This window comes from Variovorax sp. VNK109 (assembly GCF_049445855.1).
Taxonomy (GTDB): Bacteria; Pseudomonadota; Gammaproteobacteria; order Burkholderiales; family Burkholderiaceae_C; genus JAGOCV01.
The window spans coordinates 1,424,776-1,448,519 of sequence record NZ_JBMSDV010000001.1; the positions used below are offsets into that span (position 1 = coordinate 1,424,776).

Annotated in this window: 26 protein-coding genes; 12 read left to right on the forward strand and 14 right to left on the reverse strand. The window is 65.8% G+C overall.

What is annotated here, in order from left to right:
- Positions 1-29: 29 nt before the first annotated feature.
- Complete coding sequence (locus tag ACO2Q9_RS07040; protein ID WP_423309688.1) at positions 30-797, reverse strand: helix-turn-helix transcriptional regulator; 768 nt, start codon at positions 795-797, stop codon at positions 30-32.
- Between the two features lie 133 nt (positions 798-930).
- Between ACO2Q9_RS07040 and ACO2Q9_RS07045 the strand changes: the two genes are divergently transcribed.
- The 3 genes from ACO2Q9_RS07045 to fghA are packed head-to-tail and all read left to right on the forward strand — an operon-like array spanning position 931 to position 3,224.
- On the forward strand, positions 931-1,236 hold the full coding sequence (locus tag ACO2Q9_RS07045; RefSeq protein WP_423309690.1) for a metal/formaldehyde-sensitive transcriptional repressor: 306 nt from the start codon (positions 931-933) through the stop codon (positions 1,234-1,236).
- Positions 1,237-1,262: 26 nt separating this feature from the next.
- Positions 1,263-2,372: an S-(hydroxymethyl)glutathione dehydrogenase/class III alcohol dehydrogenase gene (locus ACO2Q9_RS07050; RefSeq protein ID WP_423309692.1), complete on the forward strand. Its 1,110-nt coding sequence runs from the start codon at positions 1,263-1,265 to the stop codon at positions 2,370-2,372.
- An 18-nt stretch (positions 2,373-2,390) separates the two neighbouring features.
- Positions 2,391-3,224 (forward strand): S-formylglutathione hydrolase, encoded by an 834-nt coding sequence (gene fghA / locus ACO2Q9_RS07055; protein ID WP_423309694.1) that lies wholly within the window; start codon positions 2,391-2,393, stop codon positions 3,222-3,224.
- Between the two features lie 12 nt (positions 3,225-3,236).
- Here fghA and ACO2Q9_RS07060 read toward each other — a convergent pair whose 3' ends face one another.
- The 8 genes from ACO2Q9_RS07060 to ACO2Q9_RS07095 are packed head-to-tail and all read right to left on the reverse strand — an operon-like array spanning position 3,237 to position 9,482.
- Positions 3,237-4,121, reverse strand: coding sequence for an amidohydrolase family protein (locus ACO2Q9_RS07060; RefSeq protein WP_423309696.1), 885 nt, complete (start codon positions 4,119-4,121; stop codon positions 3,237-3,239).
- Complete coding sequence (locus ACO2Q9_RS07065) at positions 4,118-5,032, reverse strand: VOC family protein (RefSeq protein ID WP_423309698.1); 915 nt, start codon at positions 5,030-5,032, stop codon at positions 4,118-4,120. Before ACO2Q9_RS07065 ends, ACO2Q9_RS07060 begins: the two co-directional genes overlap by 4 nt.
- Before the next feature lie 11 nt (positions 5,033-5,043).
- Positions 5,044-5,946: a fumarylacetoacetate hydrolase family protein gene (locus ACO2Q9_RS07070; protein WP_423309700.1), complete on the reverse strand. Its 903-nt coding sequence runs from the start codon at positions 5,944-5,946 to the stop codon at positions 5,044-5,046.
- 21 nt (positions 5,947-5,967) lie between these two features.
- Entirely contained in the window at positions 5,968-6,363 is a 396-nt protein-coding gene (locus tag ACO2Q9_RS07075; RefSeq protein WP_423309702.1) for a RidA family protein, read from the reverse strand.
- Between the two features lie 17 nt (positions 6,364-6,380).
- Complete coding sequence (locus tag ACO2Q9_RS07080; RefSeq protein WP_423309704.1) at positions 6,381-7,436, reverse strand: Ldh family oxidoreductase; 1,056 nt, start codon at positions 7,434-7,436, stop codon at positions 6,381-6,383.
- A gap of 2 nt (positions 7,437-7,438) precedes the next feature.
- A complete protein-coding gene (locus ACO2Q9_RS07085) occupies positions 7,439-7,861 on the reverse strand; it encodes a cupin domain-containing protein (RefSeq protein WP_423309706.1) in 423 nt (140 codons plus the stop codon).
- A gap of 41 nt (positions 7,862-7,902) precedes the next feature.
- Positions 7,903-8,673 carry an ABC transporter permease gene (locus ACO2Q9_RS07090; protein ID WP_423309708.1) on the reverse strand — a complete coding sequence of 257 codons (771 nt, stop codon included), beginning with the start codon at positions 8,671-8,673 and terminating at the stop codon, positions 7,903-7,905.
- The gene (locus ACO2Q9_RS07095; protein ID WP_423309710.1) at positions 8,670-9,482 is read right to left on the reverse strand and encodes an ABC transporter ATP-binding protein; all 813 of its coding nucleotides are present in this window, start codon (positions 9,480-9,482) and stop codon (positions 8,670-8,672) included. Before ACO2Q9_RS07095 ends, ACO2Q9_RS07090 begins: the two co-directional genes overlap by 4 nt.
- Positions 9,483-9,585: 103 nt before the next feature.
- On the opposite strand from ACO2Q9_RS07095, the gene ACO2Q9_RS07100 reads away from it, so the two are divergent.
- The 4 genes from ACO2Q9_RS07100 to ACO2Q9_RS07115 all read left to right on the forward strand — a co-directional run bounded on the left by ACO2Q9_RS07100 (position 9,586) and on the right by ACO2Q9_RS07115 (position 13,731).
- On the forward strand, positions 9,586-10,275 hold the full coding sequence (locus ACO2Q9_RS07100; RefSeq protein WP_423309712.1) for a GntR family transcriptional regulator: 690 nt from the start codon (positions 9,586-9,588) through the stop codon (positions 10,273-10,275).
- 75 nt (positions 10,276-10,350) lie between these two features.
- Positions 10,351-11,361, forward strand: coding sequence for an ABC transporter substrate-binding protein (locus ACO2Q9_RS07105; protein WP_423309714.1), 1,011 nt, complete (start codon positions 10,351-10,353; stop codon positions 11,359-11,361).
- Positions 11,362-11,374: 13 nt separating this feature from the next.
- Positions 11,375-13,003 (forward strand): FAD-dependent monooxygenase, encoded by a 1,629-nt coding sequence (locus ACO2Q9_RS07110; protein WP_423309716.1) that lies wholly within the window; start codon positions 11,375-11,377, stop codon positions 13,001-13,003.
- Positions 13,000-13,731, forward strand: a complete 732-nt coding sequence (locus ACO2Q9_RS07115; protein WP_423309718.1) for an SDR family NAD(P)-dependent oxidoreductase — start codon at positions 13,000-13,002, stop codon at positions 13,729-13,731. Before ACO2Q9_RS07110 ends, ACO2Q9_RS07115 begins: the two co-directional genes overlap by 4 nt.
- 9 nt (positions 13,732-13,740) lie before the next feature.
- On the opposite strand, the gene ACO2Q9_RS07120 is transcribed toward ACO2Q9_RS07115, so the two are convergent.
- Positions 13,741-14,829, reverse strand: coding sequence for an MBL fold metallo-hydrolase (locus ACO2Q9_RS07120; protein ID WP_423309720.1), 1,089 nt, complete (start codon positions 14,827-14,829; stop codon positions 13,741-13,743).
- Between the two features lie 147 nt (positions 14,830-14,976).
- Here ACO2Q9_RS07120 and ACO2Q9_RS07125 point away from each other — a divergent pair, with 147 nt between their 5' ends.
- Entirely contained in the window at positions 14,977-15,681 is a 705-nt protein-coding gene (locus ACO2Q9_RS07125) for an SDR family oxidoreductase (protein ID WP_423309722.1), read from the forward strand.
- A 17-nt stretch (positions 15,682-15,698) separates the two neighbouring features.
- Here the strand turns inward: ACO2Q9_RS07125 and ACO2Q9_RS07130 are convergent, their stop codons facing one another.
- Genes ACO2Q9_RS07130 through ACO2Q9_RS07145 form a run of 4 tightly spaced genes read right to left on the reverse strand, consistent with a single transcriptional unit; the run spans position 15,699 to position 19,355 of the window.
- The gene (locus ACO2Q9_RS07130; protein WP_423309724.1) at positions 15,699-16,376 is read right to left on the reverse strand and encodes an HAD family hydrolase; all 678 of its coding nucleotides are present in this window, start codon (positions 16,374-16,376) and stop codon (positions 15,699-15,701) included.
- Positions 16,373-17,155 (reverse strand): ethanolamine ammonia-lyase subunit EutC, encoded by a 783-nt coding sequence (gene eutC / locus ACO2Q9_RS07135; protein WP_423309726.1) that lies wholly within the window; start codon positions 17,153-17,155, stop codon positions 16,373-16,375. Before eutC ends, ACO2Q9_RS07130 begins: the two co-directional genes overlap by 4 nt.
- On the reverse strand, positions 17,152-18,543 hold the full coding sequence (locus tag ACO2Q9_RS07140) for an ethanolamine ammonia-lyase subunit EutB (RefSeq protein ID WP_423309728.1): 1,392 nt from the start codon (positions 18,541-18,543) through the stop codon (positions 17,152-17,154). The genes eutC and ACO2Q9_RS07140 overlap by 4 nt, the downstream gene beginning before the upstream one ends.
- Positions 18,540-19,355, reverse strand: coding sequence for a phosphodiesterase (locus ACO2Q9_RS07145; RefSeq protein WP_423309730.1), 816 nt, complete (start codon positions 19,353-19,355; stop codon positions 18,540-18,542). The genes ACO2Q9_RS07140 and ACO2Q9_RS07145 overlap by 4 nt, the downstream gene beginning before the upstream one ends.
- A gap of 162 nt (positions 19,356-19,517) precedes the next feature.
- On the opposite strand from ACO2Q9_RS07145, the gene ACO2Q9_RS07150 reads away from it, so the two are divergent.
- The 4 genes from ACO2Q9_RS07150 to ACO2Q9_RS07165 are packed head-to-tail and all read left to right on the forward strand — an operon-like array spanning position 19,518 to position 23,702.
- Positions 19,518-20,819: an ABC transporter substrate-binding protein gene (locus tag ACO2Q9_RS07150; protein ID WP_423309732.1), complete on the forward strand. Its 1,302-nt coding sequence runs from the start codon at positions 19,518-19,520 to the stop codon at positions 20,817-20,819.
- A gap of 7 nt (positions 20,820-20,826) precedes the next feature.
- Positions 20,827-21,762: a carbohydrate ABC transporter permease gene (locus ACO2Q9_RS07155; RefSeq protein WP_423309734.1), complete on the forward strand. Its 936-nt coding sequence runs from the start codon at positions 20,827-20,829 to the stop codon at positions 21,760-21,762.
- An 8-nt stretch (positions 21,763-21,770) separates the two neighbouring features.
- Entirely contained in the window at positions 21,771-22,595 is an 825-nt protein-coding gene (locus tag ACO2Q9_RS07160; protein WP_423309738.1) for a carbohydrate ABC transporter permease, read from the forward strand.
- 27 nt (positions 22,596-22,622) lie between these two features.
- Positions 22,623-23,702, forward strand: coding sequence for an ABC transporter ATP-binding protein (locus tag ACO2Q9_RS07165; RefSeq protein WP_423309740.1), 1,080 nt, complete (start codon positions 22,623-22,625; stop codon positions 23,700-23,702).
- Positions 23,703-23,744 lie beyond the last annotated feature (42 nt).

Sequence of the window (23,744 nt, forward strand, 5' to 3'; positions counted from 1 at the left end):
GTGACGGCGGGTAAGCAGGGCACGCGCCCTCAGGCCCGACGCATGATCGCACTGAGCATGGCCCGGTTGCGAGCGCCGGTCTTCTGGAAGATGGCCTTGAGATGGTTCTTCACCGTCCAGGGACTCGTGCCGGTCAGGCGCGCGATCTCCTTGTTGGCATGGCCACGGATGGCCAGCGTCATGACTTCGTGCTCGCGCGGCGTCAGCGCCTCTGCGACGGTCGGGACTTGGCTGGCCCGCTCGAGCGCCCGGACGCGACGTTCAGCGGACATCACACGATAGGCCAGCCCCAGCACGGGAACCAGCGTCCGCGCGAGATCGCGCTCACCCGTCGTGAAGTCATGTTCGGCCTCGTCACGCACGAGGCTGAACGCCCCGGCCACCTCGCCCTGCGACTGCAGCGCCAGCGTGATCACATGACGGGCGCCGGACGGCTTCAGCATCGTTTCGAAGTACGGCGCGTGGACCAGTTCGCGACCCGGCACCAGATCGGACAGCCGGGCCACGCCCCCGTCTGCACGCACCCGCCCCGAATCGAGCCAGCCAGCGATCGGATCGCGTTGCCGCTCGTACCGGCAGTAGTGCGGCTTGCACCAGTCCGGCCAATTGACGAACTGGACCTGCGCCGGATCGGTGCGGGTGTCATCCGCATCCCTGCACCGCTCGACGAGAACCGCGCGGCGCGCGCCCAGCAGTTCGCCAAGCGAAGAGGTCGCGGCCTGCGCGAACCGGGTCGCGTCGCCAGCGAACTGCAGCGGCGCCAGCACGGCATCGATCATCCTGGAAGAAATCTGCATTGCGGTCTCCGTCTGGAAGGTGCGGCCCATGGCAAAAGTATGGCGATCGCAGCAAGGAAGATGCCACGCACCCGCGCAGACCCGATCGCCGTTCCCGCGTGGCTATACTACCCCCCAGTATTTGAACGACCCCATGCCGCATTCACTCGAAGAGAAACAGCGCGTCATCAAACGGCTGCGCCGCATCAAGGGCCAGACCGAGGCGCTGGAGCGCGCGGTCGAACAAGGGACCGACTGCGGCGCGCTGCTGCAGCAGCTGGCTGCCTTGCGCGGCGCCTCGACCGGCCTGATGGCCGAAGTGCTGGAGAGTCACCTGCGCGAAACCTTCGGGCCGCAGGCTTCGCCGGGCAAGGCCACTGCAAAAGCGACCCGCAGGCCCGTGGACACACAGGCCGAGATCGACCAGCTGATGCGCATCGTGCGTTCGTACCTGAAGTAAACCCCCGAAATTTCCAAGGAGCATCCATGAAATCACGTGCCGCCGTCGCATTCAAGGCCGGAGAGCCGCTGCAGATCGTCGAGATCGACGTCGAGCCGCCGCGCAAGGGCGAAGTGCTGGTGAAGATCACCCACACCGGCGTCTGCCACACCGATGCGTTCACGCTCTCGGGCGACGACCCCGAGGGCCTGTTCCCCGCCGTGCTCGGCCATGAAGGCGCAGGCATCGTGGTGGAGGTGGGCGAAGGCGTGACGAGCGTGAAGCCCGGCGACCATGTGATCCCGCTGTACACCGCCGAGTGTGGCGAGTGCCTGTTCTGCAAATCGGGCAAGACCAATCTGTGCGTCTCCGTGCGCGCCACGCAGGGCAAGGGCGTCATGCCCGACGGCACGACGCGCTTCTCGTACAACGGCCAGCCTGTCTACCACTACATGGGCTGCTCCACGTTCAGCGAGTACACGGTGGTGGCCGAAGTCTCGCTCGCGAAGATCAACCCCGAAGCGAACCCCGAGCAGGTCTGCCTGCTCGGCTGCGGCGTGACCACGGGCCTGGGCGCGGTGAAGAACACCGCCAAGGTTCAGCCCGGCGACACGGTGGCGGTGTTCGGCCTGGGCGGCATCGGCCTTGCGGTGATCCAGGGCGCGAAGCACGCCAAGGCCGGCCGGATCATCGCCATCGACACCAACCCTTCGAAGTTCGAACTCGCACGTACCTTCGGCGCGACGGACTGCATCAACCCCAAGGACCACGAAAAGCCGATCCAGCAGGTCATTGTCGACATGACGACCTGGGGCGTGGATCATTCGTTCGAATGCATCGGCAACGTGAATGTGATGCGCGCTGCGCTCGAATGCGCGCATCGCGGCTGGGGCCAGTCGGTCATCATCGGTGTGGCGGGTGCAGGCCAGGAAATCTCCACGCGGCCGTTCCAGCTGGTGACCGGCCGCAAGTGGCTGGGTACGGCCTTCGGCGGCGTGAAGGGCCGCTCCCAACTCCCCGGCATGGTGGAGGACGCCATGAAAGGCGACATCCAGCTCGCGCCCTTCGTCACCCACACCCGCGCGCTGGACGGCATCAACGAAGCCTTCGACCTGATGCACGAAGGCAAGTCGATCCGCACCGTGGTGCACTACTGATCGCGAAAGGACGGGACGATGGAACGCGTCGAACAGCACGCCAGTTTCGGCGGCCGGCAGGAGGTGTGGAAGCATGCGTCCACCACGCTGGGCTGCGACATGAAGTTCGGGCTCTACCTGCCGCCGAAGGCCGTCGCGGGCGAGCCGTGCCCGGTGCTCTACTGGCTGTCGGGCCTGACCTGCACCGAGCAGAACTTCATCACCAAGGCCGGCGCGCAGCAGTTCGCCGCACGGCATGAATTGATCGTCGTCGCGCCCGACACGAGTCCGCGCGGCGACGGCATCGCCAACGATGCGGCCTACGACCTCGGCCAGGGCGCGGGCTTCTATCTCAACGCCACGCAGGCGCCGTGGGCACCGCACTTCCGCATGGAAGACTATGTGGTCGATGAATTGCCGGCGGTGGTGGAGAGCCACGTGGCCACCACCGGCCGGCGCGGCATCTCCGGCCACTCGATGGGCGGGCACGGCGCACTGACGCTCGCGCTGCGCCACCCGGGCCGCTATGCCAGCGTGTCGGCGTTCTCGCCGATCGTCGCGCCGACGCAGGTGCCGTGGGGGCAGAAGGCCTTCACCGCTTACCTCGGCGAAGACCGTTCGCAATGGGCACAGCACGACGCGGTGACACTCATTGCGGGCGCGAAGGAACGCCTGCCGCTGCTGGTGGACCAGGGCGATGCCGATGAATTCCTCGCAGGGCAGTTGAAGCCCGAACTGCTGAAGAACGCGTGCGACGCAGCGGGCCATCCGCTCACGCTGCGCATGCAGCCCGGTTACGACCACAGCTACTACTTCATCGCGAGTTTCATCGGCGAGCACATCGCGCATCACGCGAAGGCACTGCGCGACTGAAGCCGGCGGACTTCAGCGCACGCCCGACGGGTCATCAATGCCCATCGGGAACGGCCAGTCGGAGCCGAAGACCACCTTGTCTTCACCCATCACCTCGCGCGCGAGCCGCAACGCGCCGGGGTGGTGCGCGATGCAGTCCGCCCAGAAGCGTCGTGCGGCCTGCAGCGGACGTTCCTGTTCGAGATCGACGCCCGGCCGGCTCGTGGTGAAGCCCTGCTCCATGCGCCCGCACAGCATCGGAAACACGCCGCCCGCATGCGCGAGGCAGAAGCGGATGCCGGGGTAGCGAGACGGAATGCCCGCCATCACCAGATGCGCGGCGGCGACACCCGTCTCGTACGGGTTACCCACCAGGTTCTCGAGATAGAAAGGCGCGAGGCGCGCATCGCCACACGCCCCGGGGTGCATGAAGACGAAGGACTTGCGCGCCTCGAGCCATTGCCAGAGCGGCTGGTAATGCGCTTCCGAGTACACGATATCCGGATGTCCGCCAGCCGCCAGTGCGATCCCTTCGAAGCGCGCATCGAATGATTCGAGCAAGGGCTCGATCAGCCCCGGATGCTCCAGCGGCAGGTAATACAGCGCGCCGAGGCGGCCGTTGCTCGCGCTGGCGATCGCCAGCAGCTCTTCATTGAGGTAGTTCACCCACGCCAGGGAATCGCTGGGCGGCAGATCCTGCCGGTATGTGGGCGGCGGCACCGAGATCAGTGCACGCTGCACACCCCGCGTGTCCATCCAGTCGATGAGCTTTTGCGGCTGGAACAGGCTCCTGATGCCGACGCGGTGCCCGTCGATCACCATCGCCTGCTCCTCGGGCAGCCACCGCACGCCGGGAATGCCGGTCAGCCGCTCCGCGTTCACGGGGATGAGATGCGTGTGGACGTCGAGTTCGATCATCGCGCTTCGTGGTTGGCGTTCATTTCCTTGCCCCAGAACTCCGGGGCCCAGTTCGGCCAGATGTAGGGCAGGTCGTTCCAGTCCTTGGACACCCAGTTCTCGCTGATCTTGTCCATGTCCGCGTAGTACTCGATCCAGCTGCCCCACGGGTCCCGCGCGTAGTAGAACAGGTTGGACGCCAGCGCGTGCCGGCCCACGCCGAAGCCTTCGGTGAAGCCTGCCTTGTGCATCTGCAGAGCCCCGAAGCCGATGTCATCGATCGAGTCCACCTGGAAGCTGCCGTGCTGAAAGCCCCGGTGCGTGCTGTTGATCAGGCCGAAGCAGTGGTGATCACGCACGCCCTGCCCGCCCGCCATGAACGACACCTTGCCCGCCGCGCGGTCGCTGGTGCGCAGGCCCAGCGCGTCGGCGTAGAACTTCTCGGTCTTCTCCCAGTCCTGCGTGAACATCAGCATGTGGCCCAGGCGGTTGGGCTTCACTTCGCGGCGCAGCTCCTGCCAGCGGTGGCGGTCCACGCGGGGCGTGACCAGCTGGGGTTCCAGCGACGGTTCGGGGCGGGGCTCCACGGGCACGAGGTTGACCCAGGTGCCCCACGGGTCCTGGAACCACAGGCCGTCGCGCACTTCGCCGAACGGCGGGGTGACGGGCGGTGTGCCGAGCTTCTTCAGGTGTTCGCCGAACGCAGGCAGGTCTTTGGCGAGGATGCCGAAGGAGAGGTGGTGCAGGCGTTTCTGCGAGCCGCCTTTGAGCACGACCATTTCTGCGGGGCCGGCTTCGAGGCTGCGCAGTTGCAGCGCGCCGCCTTCGTGCGTGGCCGCAAGCCCGAACGCGGTGTAGAAGCGCTCGGCCACTTCGACCTCGGGGACCTCCAGGCCGTAGCCGGCCAGGTGCTGTACGCGTAGCGTTTCCATGGTTTTCCTTTTCAGAGCGGCTGGTAGCCGGCGAGGTCGGTCTTGCGCATGCGGTTGCGCAGTTCGCCCAGACCCGTTGCGCGTGCGATGAGTTCGTCGCCCTCCTTCAGGAAGACGGGCGGTGTGCGCGCGTTGCCGATACCGCTGGGCGTACCGGTGAGCAGGATGTCGCCGGCGTTGAGCGTCATGCCGAACGAGAGTTCCGACACGAGCTCATCGACGGGGAACGCCATCTGCGACGCACTCGCCTGCTGCATCAGCGTCCCGTTGAGCTCGAATTCGATGGTCGTCTTCTGCAGGTCGAGGTCGTCGCGCAGCACGATCCACGGGCCGAGGGGCATGGTGCCGTCGATGCTCTTGCCCTTGAGCCACTGGCCGCCGTGGCGGCGCTGCAGATCGCGTTGCGACACGTCGTTGGCCAGGCAATAGCCGAAGACATGCGACAGGGCCTTGTCGCGCGGGATACTGCGACCACCCTTGCCGATGATCAGCACGATCTCGGCCTCGTAGTCCCATTTGGCGGAGACCGCTGCGTCGAACGCGATGTCATCGCACGGGCCGATGACCACGCCCGGCGCCTTGGTGAAGAAGGTCGGCGCATCAGGCTTGGGCACGTCCTGGCCTTCGCGCTTGCCTTCGCTTTCGTAGAAGTGGTCCCAGTAGTTCCAGCCGGTGCACAGCACGTCGCGCGTGAAGCGCTGGATGGGCGCCAGGACCTTCGCGTCCGCAAGCGACACGCGCTCGGCGTTCGACGCATTCTCGAGTGCGCGCAGCGCCGTGACGGCAACATCACCCGCCTGGATGATGCTGACGACGTCGCCGAGTTCGCGCGGCGCGAGCACGGCGGTCCCCGCGTCGCCGAAGATGCAGGCGACGCGCTTGTCGCCGCCCGCCAGGACAGTTCCGAGTTTCATCGGTGTCATCGGTGGGTGCCTTCAGTCCGGGAGCACGGCGATCGCGCTGATCTCGATCAGGTACTCGGGCGAGACCATCTTGGAGACTTCGACCATCGTCGAGGCAGGCAACGGCGCCTCGAAGTATTCGGCGCGCACCTTGTGGATCACGCTGAAGTGCTCGATGTTGCGCACGTACACGTCCACGCGGCAGATGTCCTTGAGCGTGCCGCCCGCGGCTTCGACGGCCGCCTTCAGGTTGTCGCAGACCTGGCGGGTCTGCAGCTCCACGTTGCCGATGCCGGTGATGCTGCCGTCCTTCGCACGGGCCGTCATGCCCGAGATGAACAGCATGCGCCCCTTGGCCTCGATCATGGTGGCTTGCGAGAAGTGGCCGTTCGGCGTGGCCAGCAGCGGGGAGGTGATCTGTTGTTTCATGGTCTCTTGTCTTTCTTTCAGAGGGTCTGGATGCGGCTCGCGATGCCTGCGTCCTTCGCGAGCGTGTTGAGTTGTTCCGGCAGGTTGGCCGGCAAGGGACACTGCGTGCCGCAAGCTTCGCGGCGCGCGCGCTCGAGATCGCCCGGCGCGTAGATGCGCGATGTTCCCGGCGCCGCCTTCGAATCGCGCACGCCCTGCGCGAACGCGGCGACGCCAGCGTCGATGCCCTGCCCGCCGCCCACCTTCGATGCGTCGATGGCGATGAACGTGTGCGAGCAGTTGTACGGCTGATCGAGGTTCGAGTACAGCGGCCGCACCGCAGCACCGACACCGCCGCCCGACAATGCACCGCAGAGCAGGTCGATGGCAACGGCGAGGCCGAAGCCCTTGGGCCCGGCAGCCGGCAGCAGCATGCCGTCGATGGCGGCCTGCGCGTCGGTGGTCGGTTGCCCGTCGGCATCGGTCGCCCAGCCTTCGGGGATCGGCTGGCCTTGTGAGGCGGCCACGCGGATCTTGCCCATGGCCGACGCGCTCATCGCCATGTCCACCACGAGCGGCTTGTCTTCATGCGCTGGAAAGGCGATCGACAGCGGGTTGTTGCCCACCACACGTTCGGCACCACCCGGCGCAGGCATCAGCGGCCTGGTGTTCGACAGCGCGAAGCCGATCATGCCGGCACGCGTGAACCGGCGTGTCCAGTAGGCGGCCGCGCCGAAGTGGAAGCCGTCGCGCACCGTGACGACCGACACACCGTGTTCACGCGCACGCGCGATGGCCAGAGAGACAGCCTGTTGTGACGACACCTGGCCCAGCGTGTTCGCGGCCGACATGACGACGAGTCCGCCGTGGTCTTCGACGATGACGGGTTTCGCGGTCAGCGACACACTGCCCGTCTTCACACGCTCCACGTACATCGGCAGCAGCATCACGCCATGCGACGCCACTCCCTCCATATCCGCCGTCACCAGCGAATCGGCCAGCAGCGCGGCGTCGGCTTCGGGTGCGCCGAGTGAAGTGAACAGTTCGGTGACCAGCGCGAGCAGCGCACCGGTTTCGACTTTGACCTGGGCCATGCTCAGTGCGCGTCGCGCTCGTCGGTGTACCAGTCGGGCATCTGCGGGTAGTGCGGGCCGTCGTAGATCTCCACGACCACCGTTTCCTCATGCGCCAGCGTGGGTCCGTGCACGTTGCCCTTGGGGTTGCAGTAGAACGAACCGGGCAGCAGCGTCACGCCGGTGCTGGTGTACTCGTACTTGCCGCTCAGGCAGAACATGAACTGGTTCGATGCATGGCTGTGCGGCTTGGGAATGCTTGCGCCTTTTGCGAAGCGGATCAGCGCGATGGACGCGCCCGTGGCTTCGTCGCGCCAGAGCATTTTCTCGGCCACGCCCTTGAGCGACTTCTCGCGCCATTCGACCTGGCCGGTGTGGATGAGGATTTCTTCGAGCGACGGAGCGCCGGGCAGTTTGGCCAGCGTTTCTGCAGCGGTTTGTGACATTGACGACTTCCTTTGGATGAGGTTTCGGTTCGGGCGCGGTTTCAGTGCGCCGGGGGCGGGGGCGGCAGCCAGCCCGCGATGAGTTTTTCGAACAGGACCACCATCACGTACACCAGCATGCCCAGCACCGAGAGTGCGAACAGCGCGGCGAACGCGAGCGGCGTGTTGATCTGCGACGTGGCGCTCAGCAGCAGGAAGCCAAGGCCTTCACTGGAGCCGACGAATTCGCCGATCACCGCGCCGATGACGGCGAGCGTGATGGCGACCTTGGCGCCGGTGATGACGAACGGCAGCGCCGCCGGGAACTGGATCATCGAGAACACCTGCCAGCGCGAGGTGCGCAGGCTGCGAGCCAGCTCCAGCAGTTCCTTGGGTGTGGACTGCAGTCCGGCGGCCGTGTCCACGATGATCGGGAAGAACGCCACCAGCCAGGCAATGGCCAGCTTCGACTCCATGCCCGTGCCGAGCCACACGAGCAGGATGGGTGCGAGCGCCACCTTGGGTACCGACTGCAGCGCCACCAGCAACGGGTAGAACGTGAGGTTCACCCAGCGGAAGCTGGAGACGGCCACCGCGATGGGAATGCCCAGCACCAGCGCCAGGATGAATCCGTACATCGTCGCCTTGAAGGTGATCCAGCCTTCGGTGACCAGCGCATGCCAGTGCTTGACGACTGCGGCGGCCACTTCATAAGGCGTCGGCAGGACAGCGGAAGGCATCTTCCACGCCATGCAGACAAGTTGCCAGAGCCCCAGCGTGATCAGCACGCCGAGGATGGGATAGAGGGTCTTCTCGATTGAATCGCGGTTCATGCTGCCACCTTGGGCGATGCCTGTTCGTGGCCGATGCCGACAATGCCCAGCGCCTCACTGGCCTGGCGCTCGATGGTGGAGAAGGCCGGCGTGAAGCGCAGGCCCTGGTTGCGCACGGGGCCGAAGCCCGTCTCGATCTGCAGCGCAACGCGCGCTGGTCGGCGGCTGAAGACCAGCACCTTGTCGGCGAGGTAGACCGCTTCGGAAATCGAGTGCGTCACGAACAGCACCGATGCGCGGGTTTCGTTGCGGATGGTGAGCAACAGGTCGTTCATCTCGATGCGCGTGAGTTCGTCGAGTGCGCCGAAGGGCTCGTCCATCAGCAGCAGCTTCGGTTCATGGATGAGCGCGCGGCACAGCGACACGCGCTGCTGCATGCCGCCGGAGAGTTGATGCGGGCGCGCTTTCTCGAAGCCCGCGAGGCCGGTGATTTCGAGCAGCTGGTGAGCACGCGCCTTCGCCTTGGCATCGTTGCGATGCAGCACCTCCATCGGGAAGAGCACGTTGTCCAGCACGTTGCGCCAGGGCATGAGGCCCGGCGCCTGGAACACGAAGCCGTAGTCGCCGTAGGGGCCGGTCACTTCGCGCCCCGCCACGATGACGTTGCCCGACGTGCGCGGGATCAGCCCGGCCACGATGCGCAGCAGCGTCGTCTTGCCGCAGCCGCTGGGCCCGAGCAGCGAAACGAATTCGCCTTCCTCGAAGGTGAAGCTGGCGTCGTCCAGCGCCACCAGATCCTGCTTCGCTCCCTTGCCGAGGTCTCTGGCGGGGAACACCTTGCGGGCGTTCTCAATGATCCCGAATGCCATGAAAAGTCCTGTTGTGCGAAAGGCACCATGCCGTTCGTCGTTGACATATCATGTGAAATATCATGAAATATGTCAACAGCATCGAACAAGGAGGATGCGATCCATGGCGACCGGACCTGAAAAACCACGAAGCAAGGCACGTGCCACGGCGGCACCGGGCGTGCCGTTGTCGCAGCAGGCCTACGAGATCATCAAGACCAAGATCCTCTCGCTGGAACTCAAGCCCGGCTCGTTCATGAATGAAGCCGAGTTCTGCGACATCACCGGCATCGGGCGCATGCCGGTGCACCAGGCCATCCATCGCCTGCAGGCCGAGGGCCTGATCGAAGTCATCCCGCGCAAGGGGATCATCGTGCGCTCCGATTCACTGCACGACATCCTCGCGTTGCTCGAAGCACGGCTGGCCATGGAGCCCAACATCGCGGCACTCGCGGCCCAGCGCATCACCAAGGAGCAGGTGAACGAGCTGCGCTCGCTGCTGCAGAAGTCCAAGGCCATGCATAGCCAGCAGCAGCGCGAGTCGTTCCGCATGATCGACCGCGCGTTCCACACCATCGTGTCCGACGCGTGCGGCAACAAGATCCTGACCGACGCGCAGCGCCCGCTGCAGGAGCGCTCCGACACGATCTGGCACCTGTCCATCATGCCGGACGAGGACCTGGACGTGACGCAACGCGAGCACGAGGCGATCCTCAAGGCGATCCTCAATCACGACGCGACGGCGGCACACAAGGCCATGGAAACCCATCTGCTGTCGCTGCAGAAACGCATCCTCAAGGCATCGCGCAAGTAAACACAGAAAGCCCAGGAGACACCCCCAACCCAGCCCGGCGTCCGCAAGGCGCCACCACCCTCGAAAGGTTCCCTCATGAAAGCCCTTCTCAAACGCCTCGCCACGGTCACCCTGGTCGCCGGCGCGCTCGCATCCGCTTCCACTGCCTTTGCGCAGACCGACGTGAAGTTCGTGCTCGACTTCATTCCGCTCGGCCGTCACGCCCCCTGGTACGTCGCCCTGGACAAGGGCTACTTCAAGGAGGAGAAGCTCAACGTCACCATCCTGCCTTCCAAGGGCACGGCCGATGCCGTGCGCTTCGTCGAGTCGGGCCTCGCGGAATTCGGCTTCATCGACGTCCCCAGCCTCGTGGCCGCCGGCAGTGCGGGCAGCTCGGTGCGCATCGTCGCCACCAGCTACCAGAAGCCGCCGTACTGCGTGTTCACGCTGACCACCGGCGCGAACGTGACGACGCCCAAGCAGCTCGTCGGCCTGGAACTCGGCTCGAGCACGGCCTCGTTCATGCCCAAGATCTGGTCCGCCTTCATGCGCATGAACCAGCTCGACGCGTCGACGCTGAAGATCGTGAACATCGACGGTGCCGCGCGCGTGCCGATGCTGGTGGCCGGCAAGGTGCAGGCCATCGACAACTTCCTGATGAGCGAGCCGGGCATCCGCCGCGCCGCGACCGGCGGCGCGCAGCCGCAATGCCTGCTGCTCGGTGACTACGGCCTCGACCTGTACTCCAACAGCATCGGTGTGAAAGAGGACTACCTCAAGGCCAACCCCGAACTCGTGAAGGGCTTCGTGAAGGCTGCCATGCGTGGCTGGAAGGATGCGATGGCCAACCCCGAAGAAGCCGCGGCCATCCAGGTGAAGTACCTCAAGGCGCTCGACCAGGGCGTCATCGTGGAAGAACTCAAGCTGCTGCGCCGCCTGGCCGTCACGCCGGATGTCACCGAGAAGGGCTACGGCACGATCTCGAAGGACAAGATGAAGCGCACCGTCGACTTCATCAACAACAACGTCGAGGTGCCCGGCACCAAGCTCACGGCCGAAGGCATCTACGTCGAAGGCTTCCTGCCCAACCCGCCCATCAAGCCCTGAGACCTGCCGAGACATGAACAGTCCCAACCCCGGGAAGCTGCCAGTGGCGATCGTCGGGGCCGGGCCGGTGGGCCTGACCACCGCGCTCGGCCTCGCGTACTACGGCATTCCGTGCGTGCTGTACGAAGACGATCCGAAGCTCTCGCTGGACACCAAGGCCGGAACGATCCTCAGCCGCACGCTCGAGATCTTCCGTCGCTATGGCGTCGCCGACGAGGTGCTCGCGCAGGCGCTGCGTGTCGACGAGATCGGCGAGATCGACAAGCGCACGCAGAAGTCCACCTATCCCGTCCTGCTGGACGCGCTGTCGGACGAGACGCGCTATCCGTTCGTCATCAACCTGCCCCAGCATGATCTGGAGCCGATCCTGGCCGAGCGGCTGGCGCGCACCGGTCTCGTCACGATCCGCATGAAGCACAGGCTGACGCGCTACGAGCCATCGGGCGACGGCGTCGACCTGTGGCTGGACACGCCCGAAGGCGAAGTGCGCGAGCGTTGCTCGTTCCTGCTGGGCTGCGATGGCGGCCGCAGCACGGTACGCGAACAGATGGGCGTGCCCGTCGAAGGCATGTCGTTGCCGGTCAAGTACGGCCTGGTCGACCTCGCGGTGGACCTGGACGTCGAGAACCCCCGCGACTATCCGTATCTCGCTTACTTCGCCGACCCGGTGGAGTGGATGATCCTGGTCCGCCACCCGCATTGCTGGCGCTTCCTCTATCCGCTGCCCGAGGGGGTGGACGAGCCTGCCGAGAACGAGTTGCGCGACAAGGCCATGTCTTTCATCGGCCATGTCGACAACGTGAAGGTGATCAACCGCGTGAGCTACCGCGTGCATCACCGCGTGGCCACCGGATGGCAGCAGGACCGCGTGATCCTGCTGGGCGACGCGGCCCATCTCATCACGCCGATGTGGGCGCTGGGCCTGAACACCGGCGCACTCGATGCGTCCAACCTGCCTTGGCGTCTCGCATGGTATCTGCGCGGCTGGGGCAACGCCGCGCTGATCGACGGCTACGAGCGCGAGCAGCATCCGCTGGCGGTACACGGCTCCGGTGAAATGGCCGAGGCTGCCCGCATGTCGATGAGCCAGCGCTCGGACGCGGCCTTCGCCATGTCCGACAACAACTGGTCCAACGCCGCCACGCGCACCATGCTCGGCGTGCGGCTGGACGTGCACGGCAAAAGCGACTGGTCGATGGTCGTGCGCAGCACGCGACCTGCTGCGCGCGATGGCGACCGCCTGCCCGACTTCCTGGTGCACACGCCCGCCGGTTCCCAGCAACGCATCCACGACGTGTGCAGCGGCCGCTTCACCGCGCTGTACTTCTGCGATGCGCGGCGCCGCCCGGTCGTGCCGCCGCAATCGTCGCCGGCGCTGCGCCACCATGTCGTCTCGCGCTACGACGCGCCGCACGACAGCGGCCTGCGCGACCGCAGCCTGCTCGATCCGGGCGACGCCATGCGCAAACGCATGGGCTTCGAAGGGCCGACACTCGTGCTCGTGCGGCCCGACGAGTACATCGCGTACATCGTGCCGATGGACGGCACGCCAGACCAGGCCGCGAGGCTGTATGAATCGATCACCGGCATGCCGCCGCCGACGCTGGCTGCCGTGAAGGCAGGCGAGGAGCAGATGGCATGAACGTCACCTATGACTTCACGGGTTGCACGGTGCTGGTTGTGGGCGGTGCGTCCGGCATTGGCCGCGCCACCGTGCTGGCCTGCCTGGACGCCGGCGCCACCGTGATGGCGATGGACATCGACAAGGCCGGACTCGCCAGCCTGCAGGGCGAGCGGCTGATCCGCGCCGAGGTGGACATCGCCGATGCGAAGGCGGTGGACGCCGCCGTGGCCTCGCTCGTCGTGCAGACCGGGCGCATCGACGCGGCCGTGCTCACCAGCGCCATCCAGAAGCGCACGCCGATCGACGAACTCTCCGACGCCGAATGGCAGCGGCACCTCGATGTGAACCTCACCGGCGTCTTCCACCTGATGCGTGCGCTCTTTCCCGTGATGAAGCGCCAGCACAAGGGTTCGATCGTCGCATTCACTTCAGGCCTCGCGTCCAACGGCTGGCCCGGCGCCGCCGCCTATGCAGCGACGAAGGCGGGCATCATCGGCCTCGTGAAATCGGCGGCACTGGAACTGCGGACCTTCGGCGTGCGTGTGAACGCGCTCTCGCCCGGACTGGTGGCCACACCGGTGTTCCTCGCCTCGGCGAGCGCTGAAGAGCTGGCGATGTACGAACGCTCGCTCGGCGTTTCGAAGGCCGAGGAAGTCGTGCCGACGCTGATGCACCTGATCGGCGACGGCTCGGAAAGCATCTCGGGCAATGTGGTCGAGCGGCGGCTGATTCCGCGCGTGAGCTGATCCCCAGGGCTAGCGAAGGTCTTTCCACCAGCGCTGGTTCTGGCGGGCCGCGCCCACGGTCAGCACTTCGCCGATGACGGGCGTCGCGAGATCGACGCCCTCCTTCTCGGCGATGGCGGCGACGCGGTCCATCGGCTCGCGCCACGGATGGAACGCCAGGTCGAAGGTGCTGTTGTGCACGAGGTAGAGCGTCTTCGCGCCGACGTCCCTGAACGCCTGCACGGTCTCCTCCGGCATCATGTGTACCGACGGCCAGTAGGCGTCGTACGCGCCGTTTTCCATCAGTGCGATGTCGAAGGGGCCGAGCTTCTTCCCGATCTCCTTGAAGCCGGGGAAGTAGGCCGAGTCACCGCTGAAGTAGATGCGCTGGTTGCCGCTCGTGAAGGCCCACGACGCCCACAGGGTGCTGTTGCGGTCCCACAGTGTGCGGCCCGAGAAATGGTGCGCCGGGGCGGCCGTTGCCTTGACGTCGCCCACCTGCACGTCCTGCCACCAGTCGAACTCCTGGATCTTCGCCGGGTCGATGCCGAAGCGCCGCAACCGCTCGCCCACGCCGAGCGGCACCAGGTAGCGTTGCACGCGGTCTTTCAACGCCTCGATGGTGAACACGTCGAGGTGGTCGTAGTGGTCGTGCGACAGCACGAGCGCTTCGATCGGCGGCACATCGGCCAGCGCAAGCGGCGGCTGGTGGAAGCGCTTCGGCCCGGCGAAGGAGAACGGCGAGGTGCGTTCGCCGAACACGGGATCGATCAGCCACCATTTGCCGCGCAGCTTCATCAGGTGCGACGAATGGCCGAGTCGGATGATGTGGTTGGCGTCGTCGGGCAACGCGTCGAGCGCCGCCCGGTCGAGCTTGCGCAGCGGGATCGCGTCCTTGGGCACCGTGCCTTCCTTGCTGCCGAACAGGAATCGCGACCAGATGTCCCACGAGCCTTTCGAGGGCTTCTCGTGCGGATTCGCCTCGTTCACGAACACCCCGCCCTTGGCGTCGAAGTGCTGCGAATTGCTCACGCGCGGATCGCCCGGCTCCATGATGGGCGACTGGCAGGCAGCGAGCGCGCCACAGGCGACGAAGGCTTTGAATCGGCGATAGGTCATGGCGGGCGCTTTCCGGCTGGTGTTCGTGGTGTGTAACCGCAGCCGGATGGTAGTCGGATTGGCGATTTCCGGCACGCGGCGCCGGCTTCAGCGGGCGCGTAGGATGCCGCTCCATTGCAATCCGATTCGGCAAAGGGGTTTCGTTTCATGAGCGGAAAGAAAGTGGCCATCATCACGGCAGGCGGCAGCGGCATGGGGGCAGCGTGCGCCCGCAGGCTTGCTGCGGACGGGTTCGACATCGCCATCCTGTCGTCATCCGGCAAGGGCGAGGCGCTCGCCAGGGAGCTCGGGGGCCTGGGCGTCACCGGCTCCAACCAGTCCGACGACGACCTGCGCCGGCTCGTCGACCTCACCGTCGAACGCTTCGGCCGCATCGACGTACTGGTCAACAGCGCTGGGCACGGGCCGCGCGCACCCATCCTCGACATCACCGATGCCGACTGGCACCGCGGCATGGACGTCTACCTGCTCAACGTCGTGCGGCCCACGCGCCTGGTCACGCCGCACATGCAGAAGAACGGCGGTGGTGCCATCGTGAACATCTCCACCGCCTGGGCCTTCGAGCCCGTCGCGCAGTTCCCGACGTCGGCCGTGTTCCGTGCGGGGCTCGCGTCGTTCACCAAGCTCTTCACCGACGCCTACGCCGCCGACAACATCCGGATGAACAACGTGCTGCCCGGCTGGATCGACAGCCTGCCTCAGACTGATGCGCGCCGGGACACCGTGCCCATGAAGCGCTACGGCAAGAGCGAAGAGATCGCAGCGACCGTGGCTTTCCTCGCCTCGGAAGGCGCGGGCTACATCACGGGACAGAACATCCGTGTGGACGGCGGGTTGATGCGGTCGGTGTGAGCGCCCGGCCCACGCTCTCAGAGCAGTTGCACCACACCCCAGCCATGCTGCTGCGCATGGTCGCGCAGTTTCGCGTCCGGATTGGTGGCCATCGGAAGGCCTACTGCCTGGAGCAATGGCAAATCGTTGATGGAATCGCTGTAGAACCACGCAGTGTCCAGCAGCGAGTCTGGCCATCCACGTGACGCCAGCCAGGCACGCAGCCGCACGAGCTTGCCCTCGCGCATGTTGGGTATGCCCTGCAAACGGCCCGTGAAACGACCGTCCTCCTGCTCGAGTTCGGTCGCGAGCAGGTGTTCGAACCCGAGTTCAGTGGCGGAACGCTCGGCGATCACGCGATTGCTGGCCGTTGTCAGAACCAGCGTGTGCCCCTGTGCGCGGTGATGCTCGACGCGCGCGCGCGCAGCCGGGGGCAATCGGTGGCGGATCACTTCGGCCAGGAAGCGGTCCTGCCAGGGCGCCCATTCGGCAGGCGTCCGACCGGCCAGCAACGACGCATAGAAGGCACTGAACGTCTGCACGCTGACCAGGCCCTTGCGGTAGTCCTGGCCGAGGCGATCGTTTTCCGGGGCAACGGCCGGATCGACCAGTTTGTGATGCACCGCAAAGCGACACCAGAGATCGTCACCGTCCCCATCCAGGAGCGTGTGATCGAGATCGAACAGGGCCAGTGTGACGGGATGGGGATGACTCATGAAGCCAGTGTTTCGACGCTGCTGTTGTCCTTGAGCCCGACACCGGTGAGCCCGATGCGCAGCGACTGCCGCACGAGCCAAGCGAGGCGTGCGCCCGCAGCTTCGGGCGACAAACCGTCGGGCCGGATGTTGCTCACGCAGTTGCGCTCTGCATCGGTGCGCCCCACACGCGGCTGGAAGGTGAGATAGGCCCCCAGGCTGTCGGCCGAACTCAGGCCCGGGCGTTCCCCCAGCAGGATGAGCGCGAGCCTGGCGTTCAGTGCCGCGCCCACTTCGTCGGCCAGCGCCACGCGCGCCTGTGTGGCGACCACGATCGGCGCCCAGGTCAGCGGCGCTCCTGCTGCAGGCCCGCCGAGCGCCGCCTTGAGCGAGCGCAGCGCAGTCGCCGCATGCGATTGCACGGCGAGCGCGGAGAGCCCGTCGCCGATCACCACCGCGAGGTCGACGCCACCGCCGTCCCCGGCCTGCGCCACGCCACGCAACGCGTCACGGTCCTCAGCCCGCAACTTGCGCCCCCAGTCGGGGCGGCGAAGGTAGTCCTGTCGTGTAGTCGCCTGGCTCTGCACGACGACGGGCGCCCAGCCGTCCTGCGTGAGCTCCTGCATGAGCGCTGCCGTATCGAGCGGCACATGCACGGCATCGCGCGCACGCGCATGCGCGGAGGAGAACTGCAGCAGCTCGTGCGTCGGCAGGCTCGTGCCGCTGCGGCCCAGCGCAATGCGCGCGGGTGTATGGCGTCGCAAGGCGGACCACGGATCCTGCGCAACTTCCTTTGTCATGGCATCCCCAGCAGCGGGCTGAATCCGCGGGCAAGCGCCGGCGTCTGCTCCACCGGCAGCAACGCGCCGTGCGCATCGACCAGACCCTGCTTCTGCAGCCACGCATCGAACTCGGGCGCGCGCTTCTTGCCCAGCAACTGCCGCACGAACAGCGCATCGTGGAACGACGTGCTCTGGTAGTTGAGCATCACGTCGTCCGCGCCGGGCACGCCCATCATGAAGTTGAGCCCGGCGCTGGCCAGCAGCACGAGCAGGTTGTCCATGTCGTCCTGGTCGGCCTCGGCGTGGTTGGTGTAGCAGATGTCGCAACCCATCGGCAGGCCCAGCAGCTTGCCGCAGAAATGGTCTTCGAGGCCCGCGCGGATGATCTGCTTGCCGTCGTACAGGTACTCAGGCCCGATGAAACCGACCACCGTGTTCACCAGCAGCGGCTGGTAGCGACGCGCCACCGCATAGGCGCGCGCCTCCAGCGTCTGCTGGTCCACGCCATGGTTCGCCCCGGCGGAGAGCGCACTGCCCTGCCCCGTCTCGAAATACATGAGGTTGTTGCCCACCGTGCCGCGCGCGAGCGACTGCGCAGCGGCATGCGCTTCGTCCAGCAAACCCAGATGGATGCCGAAACTGCGGTTGGCACCTTCGGTGCCCGCGATGCTCTGGAACACCAGGTCCACCGGCGCGCCCTGCTCGATGGCCTGCATCGTGTTGGTGACGTGGGTGAGCACGCAACTCTGCGTGGGTACGTCGTGCCGATGCACGATCTCGTCGAACAGGTGCAGCAGACGCACCAGTTCGGGCACGCTGTCACTCACCGGGTTCACGCCGATGCAGGCGTCGCCCGCGCCGTACATCAGCCCGTCCACGATGCTCGCAAGAATGCCCGCCGGACTGTCGGCCGGGTGGTTGGGCTGCAGCCGCACTGCCAGATGCCCGGGCAAGCCCAGCGTGTTGCGGAAACGGCTCACCACCTGACAGCGGCTGGCGACGAGGATCAGGTCCTGGTTGCGCATGAGCTTGCTCACCGCCGCCACCATTTCGGGCGTCAGCCCCGGCGCCAGCGCCTGCAACGCGACAGAGTCCGCCGCATCTGACAGCAACCAGTCGCGCAGGCCGCCGACGGTGAGGTGCGAAACAGACGCGAAGGCCGCTGCATCGTGCCCGTCGATGATCAGCCGCGTGACCTCGTCGTCCTCGTACGGAACGACCGTTTCCGAAAGGAAATGCCTTAGCGGCAAGGCGGCCAGCGCCTCGCGCGCGGCGATGCGTTGCTGCTGGCTGGTGGCGGCAAGACCTGCCAGCTCGTCGCCCGATCGCGCTGGCGACGCGCAAGCCAGCAGCGCCTTCAGATCCTGGAAATGGTGCAGCTCGAGGCCGGCCTGCGCACGTATCACAGCGGTAGTCCTTCTCCGAAGTCTCCGGTATAGCTCAAGTGCGTGCACAGGCCAAGTGCCGGCGTCCATCGATGCAGCGAAATCTTCGGAGGTTCCAGCCGCGCCCGCAGCGGTGCACCCGGCCGCAAGTCAAGCTGGATCTGGTGCGCAATCGACGGTGCGACGTGCAGCGGTACGCCGGCGAATGTCATCTGTACCGGGCGATGCAGATGGCCGCACAACACACCCTGGACATGCCCGTGCGCCCGGATCAACGCCGCCAGCGGTTCCACGCCTTCCATCAGACTGCAGGCATCCATCACTTCGATGCCGGTCGGCAATGGCGGGTGATGCATGAACAGCAGGACGGGTTCGCCCCGGCAGGTCCCGAGAACCCCGGCCAGCCAGTCGAGCCGGGCAGCGTCGAGCGCGCCGTGCGAACTGCGCGGCACAACCGTGTCCAGCGCAATCAGATGCAGGCCCTCGTGCTGCACGTGGTAGCAGCATGCACCGTCCGGTGCATCGGGTCCGACGGGCATGCACGCTCCGAGGGCGTGCCGCGCCACGATGGGGGCATCGTGGTTGCCCGGCACGGCGTACACAGGCATGGAAAGCGGCGCGAGTTCGGCCGCAATGGCCTCGTACTCCTGCGCATTGCCACGTTCGCCCAGATCACCGGTGTAGAGCACGACATCGGGGAGCGGGTCCAGCCCCCGCACGTGCGCCACCGCTTGCCGCAGTGCGAGCCGCGTGTCGATTCGACCGCCCAGGAAGTCCGCACCCGTGCCCAGATGGCCATCGGAAAGTTGGGCAATCAGTAACGACTTCGGCATACATCCTCAGTTTATCTTCAATTCAACAAACTTCCACAGAAAAATGTGGAACAGAAATTGCAAATGTGGATTTCATGTGTTTGTCACATTGGGATTGCAGCATGTGGCGTGCCTGCTTTCCTGCAGCCATTTCCATCAACCCTCGTCACTTGGAGCCATGAAATGACCAGTTCCGCTTCCGCACCCACTCCGCGCCGCCAATTCCTGAAACAGGGCGCCTCTGTTTCCGCCGCCGCCATGCTCGGCGGCATGCCGCTGTTCGCTTCGGGCCAGCAGCAAGTCAAGCTCGCCTTCATGTACCCGGTGGGCGTGTCGGGCGACATCAACCGTCTGGTCAGTGCCATGATCGCCGGCTTCAACGCCGCACACGGCAACATCCAGGTCGAGGCGATCTACGCCGGCAGCTACGACAACACCGAACAGAAGGTCATGACCGCACTGGGTGTCGGCGACCCGCCGGCCAGCTGGCTGCCGATCAATTCCATGCTCACCACGTTCCTGGGCATGGACGCCCTGGAAGATGTGACCGCACTGGCCAAAGCCGACGACATCTTCCAGGACTTCCTGCCCGGCTTCCTGGGCACCTGCATGTCGGACAACAAGCTTTACGGTCTGCCGTTCCAGTGCAGCACGCCGGTGCTGTACTACAACAAGGCCGCGTTCGAAAAAGCGGGCGCGAAACCGCCCACCAACTGGACCGAACTCGAAGCGGCGGCCAAGGCATTGACGGTGCGCCAGGGCGACACCGTCTCGCAATGGGGGCTGACCATCGGCGGCGGCTGGCATGACTGGATCTTCGAGAGCTTCGTGCGCCAGAACGGCCTGGTCTTCTGGAACAAGGAAAAGGTGATGTTCGACGCGCCGGAAAGCCTCAACGCCCTGGAGTTCTGGGTGCGCATGGCGCAGGCCAAGTACATGCCGGCAGCATCGACGTGGGAGAGTTCCGCCAACGACTTCATGGCCGGCCGCACGGCGATGCTCTATCACTCCACCGGTTCGATGACCAACATCCTCAAGTCCTCGTCCTTCCCGGTGGGCGTGGTGCCGATGCCCAAGGGCAAGCAACTGGGTTCCACCATGGGTGGCGGCCCGATCCTCATCGCCAAGAAGCAACCCGACGCGCACAAGCGCGCCGCGTGGACCTTCGCCCGCTGGATGACCAATACCGCCAACCAGGCGCAATGGTGCGTGGACACCGGCTACCTGGCCGCACGCAAATCGTCGTGGGAAACGCCGGTGCTCAAGGCGCACGTGGCCAAGGTGCCCGAGTCGCGTGCCGCATTCGTCACGGCGGAGGTGGCAGGCGCCTTCCTGCAGGTACCCGGCTATCACAAGGTCCGCTCGTTCCTGCAAAGCGCCATCGATCGTTCGCTGAGCGGCGAGATCAAGCCCGACGCCGCGTTGAAGGACGCCACCGCCAAGGCCAACCTCGAAATCCAGCGACTCTCCCGTCGCCGCACCTGACAACACGATGACCACGACGCTGGCTCCAACCGGGGCCGCCATCTCCACGATGGCGGTGCGCAGCCAGCGGCGTCGCGAATCCCTCACCGCCCTGGTGATGCTCGCGCCGTCGCTGGTGTTCCTGGCCGCATTCACCTACTGGCCGATCGTCCGTTCGATGGCGTACGGCTTCTTCGATGTGCAACTCGGCTCGACAGACATCTTCTTCATCGGCTGGGACAACTACCGGCGCCTGTGGCTCGACGAACTGTTCTGGAAATCGCTGCGCAACACCGTGGTCTACATGGTGGTCACCGTACCGGCCTCCATAGGGCTCGCCCTGCTCCTGGCCGTGGCACTGGATCGCAAGTTGCGCGGAACGGCCCTGTACCGTTCGACCTTCTTCTATCCGGTGATGGTGCCTTCGGTCGCCGCCGGCATGGTGTGGGTATTCCTGTACGCGCCGGGCTACGGGCCCATCAACGGGCTGATGGAATGGCTCGGCCTGCCCAAGCTGGAATGGCTGTACGACGCGAGGTGGGCGCTCCCGGCCATCATCTTCATGAGCATCTGGAAGTACGCCGGGTATTTCATGCTCATCCTGCTGGCCGCGTTGCAACTGGTGCCGCGTGACCTCTACGAAGCCGCCCGCCTCGACGGTGTGTCCGGATTCCGGCAGCTCGTGCACATCACCGTGCCCCTCATCTCGCCGACGCTTTACTTCGTCGTCGTGATCGGCGTGCTGCACTCCTACCAGATCTTCGACTATGTGTTCGTGATGACGCAGGGCGGCCCGGCCGATGCCACCAACGTGCTCACGTTCTACATCTACCAGAACGCCTTCCAGTTCCAGGACATCGGCACCGCCTCGGCGATCGCCACCATCCTGCTGCTGGTCGTCGGCGCACTGATCGGCATCGTGGCGCTGACGCTGGGCCGTCGCGTGCATTACCTGGGACGATGAACATGCTGATGAAAAAGCTTTTCGGGCGTTCGCGCTGGATGCAGTGGTTGCTGCTGCCCACAGTCGTGCTGTGGCTCTGCCCGCTGGCCTGGATGCTGCTGACCTCGTTCAAGACGCGCGCCGAGATCTTCGATCCGGCCGCCGGGCTGCTGCCGCAGGCCCTGCAATGGAGCAACTATCCCGCGGCTATGGCGGTGGCGCCGTTCGGCACCTATCTGCTGAACTCGCTGCTTGTCACGGGCGGCATCCTGCTCGCGCAGATGACCACCATCACGCTCGCGGCGTATGCGTTTGCACGCCTGCGGTTCCCCGGGCGCGACTTTCTGTTCGGACTGTTCCTGCTGCAGATCATGTTCCCGATCTACGCGACCTTCCTGACCAACTTCATCACGGTGCGCGAGATGGGCCTGCTCAACAGCCTGTGGGCGTTGATGGTGCCCTTCATCGCGAGCGGCTACGGCACGTTCATGCTGCGCCAGGCCTTCCGCCAGGTGCCGAACGACCTCGCCGACGCGGCGCGCCTGGACGGCTGCGGGCACTGGGCCACGCTGTGGCACGTGTACCTGCCGCTGGTCAAGCCCACGCTGATCGCCTTCGGGATGATCTCCGTGGTCACGCACTGGAATGACTACATGTGGCCGCTGCTCGTCACCAACAGCGAAGGTGTGCGCACGCTGCCGATTGGTCTCGGACTGCTTGCCAAGGCCGACAGCGGCGCCGACTGGCCGCGGCTCATGGCCGCCACCATGGTGGTGATCTCGCCACTGCTCCTGTTCTTCGTGATCTTCCAGCGCCGCTTCGTCGACAGCTTCATGCACGCCGGCCTGAAATAACCCTCTCATCCACACCGCACACACATCATGGCTGCCATTTCACTTCAGGGCATCTGCAAACGCTACCGCGACCACACGGCCGTCCACCACCTCGACCTCGAGGTGCAAGCAGGCGAGTTCATGGTTCTCGTCGGACCCTCGGGTTGCGGCAAATCCACGACGCTGCGCATGATCGCCGGGCTGGAAGACATCAGCGAGGGCAAGCTCGTCATCGGCGGCAAGGACGTCACGCACGCCGAGCCGCATGAGCGTGACATCGCGATGGTGTTCCAGTCGTACGCGCTCTACCCGCACATGACCGTGTACATGAACATGGCGTTCGGCCTGTTGCGCACGAGCAGGCTCTCGCGCCCCGAGATCGATGCGCGTGTGCAGGACGCGGCACAGCGCCTGCGGATCACCGAATTGCTCCAGCGCCGACCCAACGAACTCTCGGGCGGACAACGCCAGCGCGTGGCGATCGGCCGCGCGCTCGTGCGCAAGCCCAAGGTCTTCCTGTTCGACGAACCGCTGTCGAACCTCGATGCGAAGCTGCGCACGCACATGCGCGGTGAGCTCGAACGCCTGCATGACGAACTGGGCATCACCATCGTCTACGTCACGCACGACCAGGTCGAGGCGATGACGCTGGGCACCCGCATCGCCGTCATGGACGGTGGAAGGCTGCAACAGGTGGGCGCGCCGATGGACATCTACCGCGCGCCGGCAACCCGCTTCGTCGCATCGTTCATCGGCTCTCCGGAGATGAATTTCCTGCCGGTGCCGCAGGATGACGGCGCGGGCCGCGCCTGGCTCGGCGACCGGTACGGCGTGGACGCCCTGCGCCCCGGCACCGTGCTGGGCTTGCGGCCGGAAGAAGTCGGCCTGGCGGCCAACGATGCAGTCGCAGCGGCATCACCGCTGCGCTGGAGCGGCGTGGTCCAGCGCGTCGAACGGCTGGGCGCCGAAGCCTACGCCCAGATCCGGGTCGGGGACGTCGGCGTCCTCGTGCGCGCAGCCCCCGACGTCGCCCTTGAAACCGGCCAATCCACCGTACTGACGGCAGACATCGCGCGGCTGCGGGTTTTCGACAGCCAGAGCGGATTGGCCCTCGCGGAACGCGCATGAGGCCAGGCAGGGCCGTTGCAGGGAGAATATGGACCGGAGAGA

Coding starts and splice junctions, on each gene's coding strand:
- ACO2Q9_RS07040 (WP_423309688.1), bottom strand. CDS start 797: ATGCAGATTTCTTCCAGGATGATCGATGCCGTGCTGGCGCCGCTGCAG.
- ACO2Q9_RS07045 (WP_423309690.1), top strand. CDS start 931: ATGCCGCATTCACTCGAAGAGAAACAGCGCGTCATCAAACGGCTGCGC.
- ACO2Q9_RS07050 (WP_423309692.1), top strand. CDS start 1,263: ATGAAATCACGTGCCGCCGTCGCATTCAAGGCCGGAGAGCCGCTGCAG.
- fghA (WP_423309694.1), top strand. CDS start 2,391: ATGGAACGCGTCGAACAGCACGCCAGTTTCGGCGGCCGGCAGGAGGTG.
- ACO2Q9_RS07060 (WP_423309696.1), bottom strand. CDS start 4,121: ATGATCGAACTCGACGTCCACACGCATCTCATCCCCGTGAACGCGGAG.
- ACO2Q9_RS07065 (WP_423309698.1), bottom strand. CDS start 5,032: ATGGAAACGCTACGCGTACAGCACCTGGCCGGCTACGGCCTGGAGGTC.
- ACO2Q9_RS07070 (WP_423309700.1), bottom strand. CDS start 5,946: ATGAAACTCGGAACTGTCCTGGCGGGCGGCGACAAGCGCGTCGCCTGC.
- ACO2Q9_RS07075 (WP_423309702.1), bottom strand. CDS start 6,363: ATGAAACAACAGATCACCTCCCCGCTGCTGGCCACGCCGAACGGCCAC.
- ACO2Q9_RS07080 (WP_423309704.1), bottom strand. CDS start 7,436: ATGGCCCAGGTCAAAGTCGAAACCGGTGCGCTGCTCGCGCTGGTCACC.
- ACO2Q9_RS07085 (WP_423309706.1), bottom strand. CDS start 7,861: ATGTCACAAACCGCTGCAGAAACGCTGGCCAAACTGCCCGGCGCTCCG.
- ACO2Q9_RS07090 (WP_423309708.1), bottom strand. CDS start 8,673: ATGAACCGCGATTCAATCGAGAAGACCCTCTATCCCATCCTCGGCGTG.
- ACO2Q9_RS07095 (WP_423309710.1), bottom strand. CDS start 9,482: ATGGCATTCGGGATCATTGAGAACGCCCGCAAGGTGTTCCCCGCCAGA.
- ACO2Q9_RS07100 (WP_423309712.1), top strand. CDS start 9,586: ATGGCGACCGGACCTGAAAAACCACGAAGCAAGGCACGTGCCACGGCG.
- ACO2Q9_RS07105 (WP_423309714.1), top strand. CDS start 10,351: ATGAAAGCCCTTCTCAAACGCCTCGCCACGGTCACCCTGGTCGCCGGC.
- ACO2Q9_RS07110 (WP_423309716.1), top strand. CDS start 11,375: ATGAACAGTCCCAACCCCGGGAAGCTGCCAGTGGCGATCGTCGGGGCC.
- ACO2Q9_RS07115 (WP_423309718.1), top strand. CDS start 13,000: ATGAACGTCACCTATGACTTCACGGGTTGCACGGTGCTGGTTGTGGGC.
- ACO2Q9_RS07120 (WP_423309720.1), bottom strand. CDS start 14,829: ATGACCTATCGCCGATTCAAAGCCTTCGTCGCCTGTGGCGCGCTCGCT.
- ACO2Q9_RS07125 (WP_423309722.1), top strand. CDS start 14,977: ATGAGCGGAAAGAAAGTGGCCATCATCACGGCAGGCGGCAGCGGCATG.
- ACO2Q9_RS07130 (WP_423309724.1), bottom strand. CDS start 16,376: ATGAGTCATCCCCATCCCGTCACACTGGCCCTGTTCGATCTCGATCAC.
- eutC (WP_423309726.1), bottom strand. CDS start 17,155: ATGACAAAGGAAGTTGCGCAGGATCCGTGGTCCGCCTTGCGACGCCAT.
- ACO2Q9_RS07145 (WP_423309730.1), bottom strand. CDS start 19,355: ATGCCGAAGTCGTTACTGATTGCCCAACTTTCCGATGGCCATCTGGGC.
- ACO2Q9_RS07150 (WP_423309732.1), top strand. CDS start 19,518: ATGACCAGTTCCGCTTCCGCACCCACTCCGCGCCGCCAATTCCTGAAA.
- ACO2Q9_RS07155 (WP_423309734.1), top strand. CDS start 20,827: ATGACCACGACGCTGGCTCCAACCGGGGCCGCCATCTCCACGATGGCG.
- ACO2Q9_RS07160 (WP_423309738.1), top strand. CDS start 21,771: ATGAAAAAGCTTTTCGGGCGTTCGCGCTGGATGCAGTGGTTGCTGCTG.
- ACO2Q9_RS07165 (WP_423309740.1), top strand. CDS start 22,623: ATGGCTGCCATTTCACTTCAGGGCATCTGCAAACGCTACCGCGACCAC.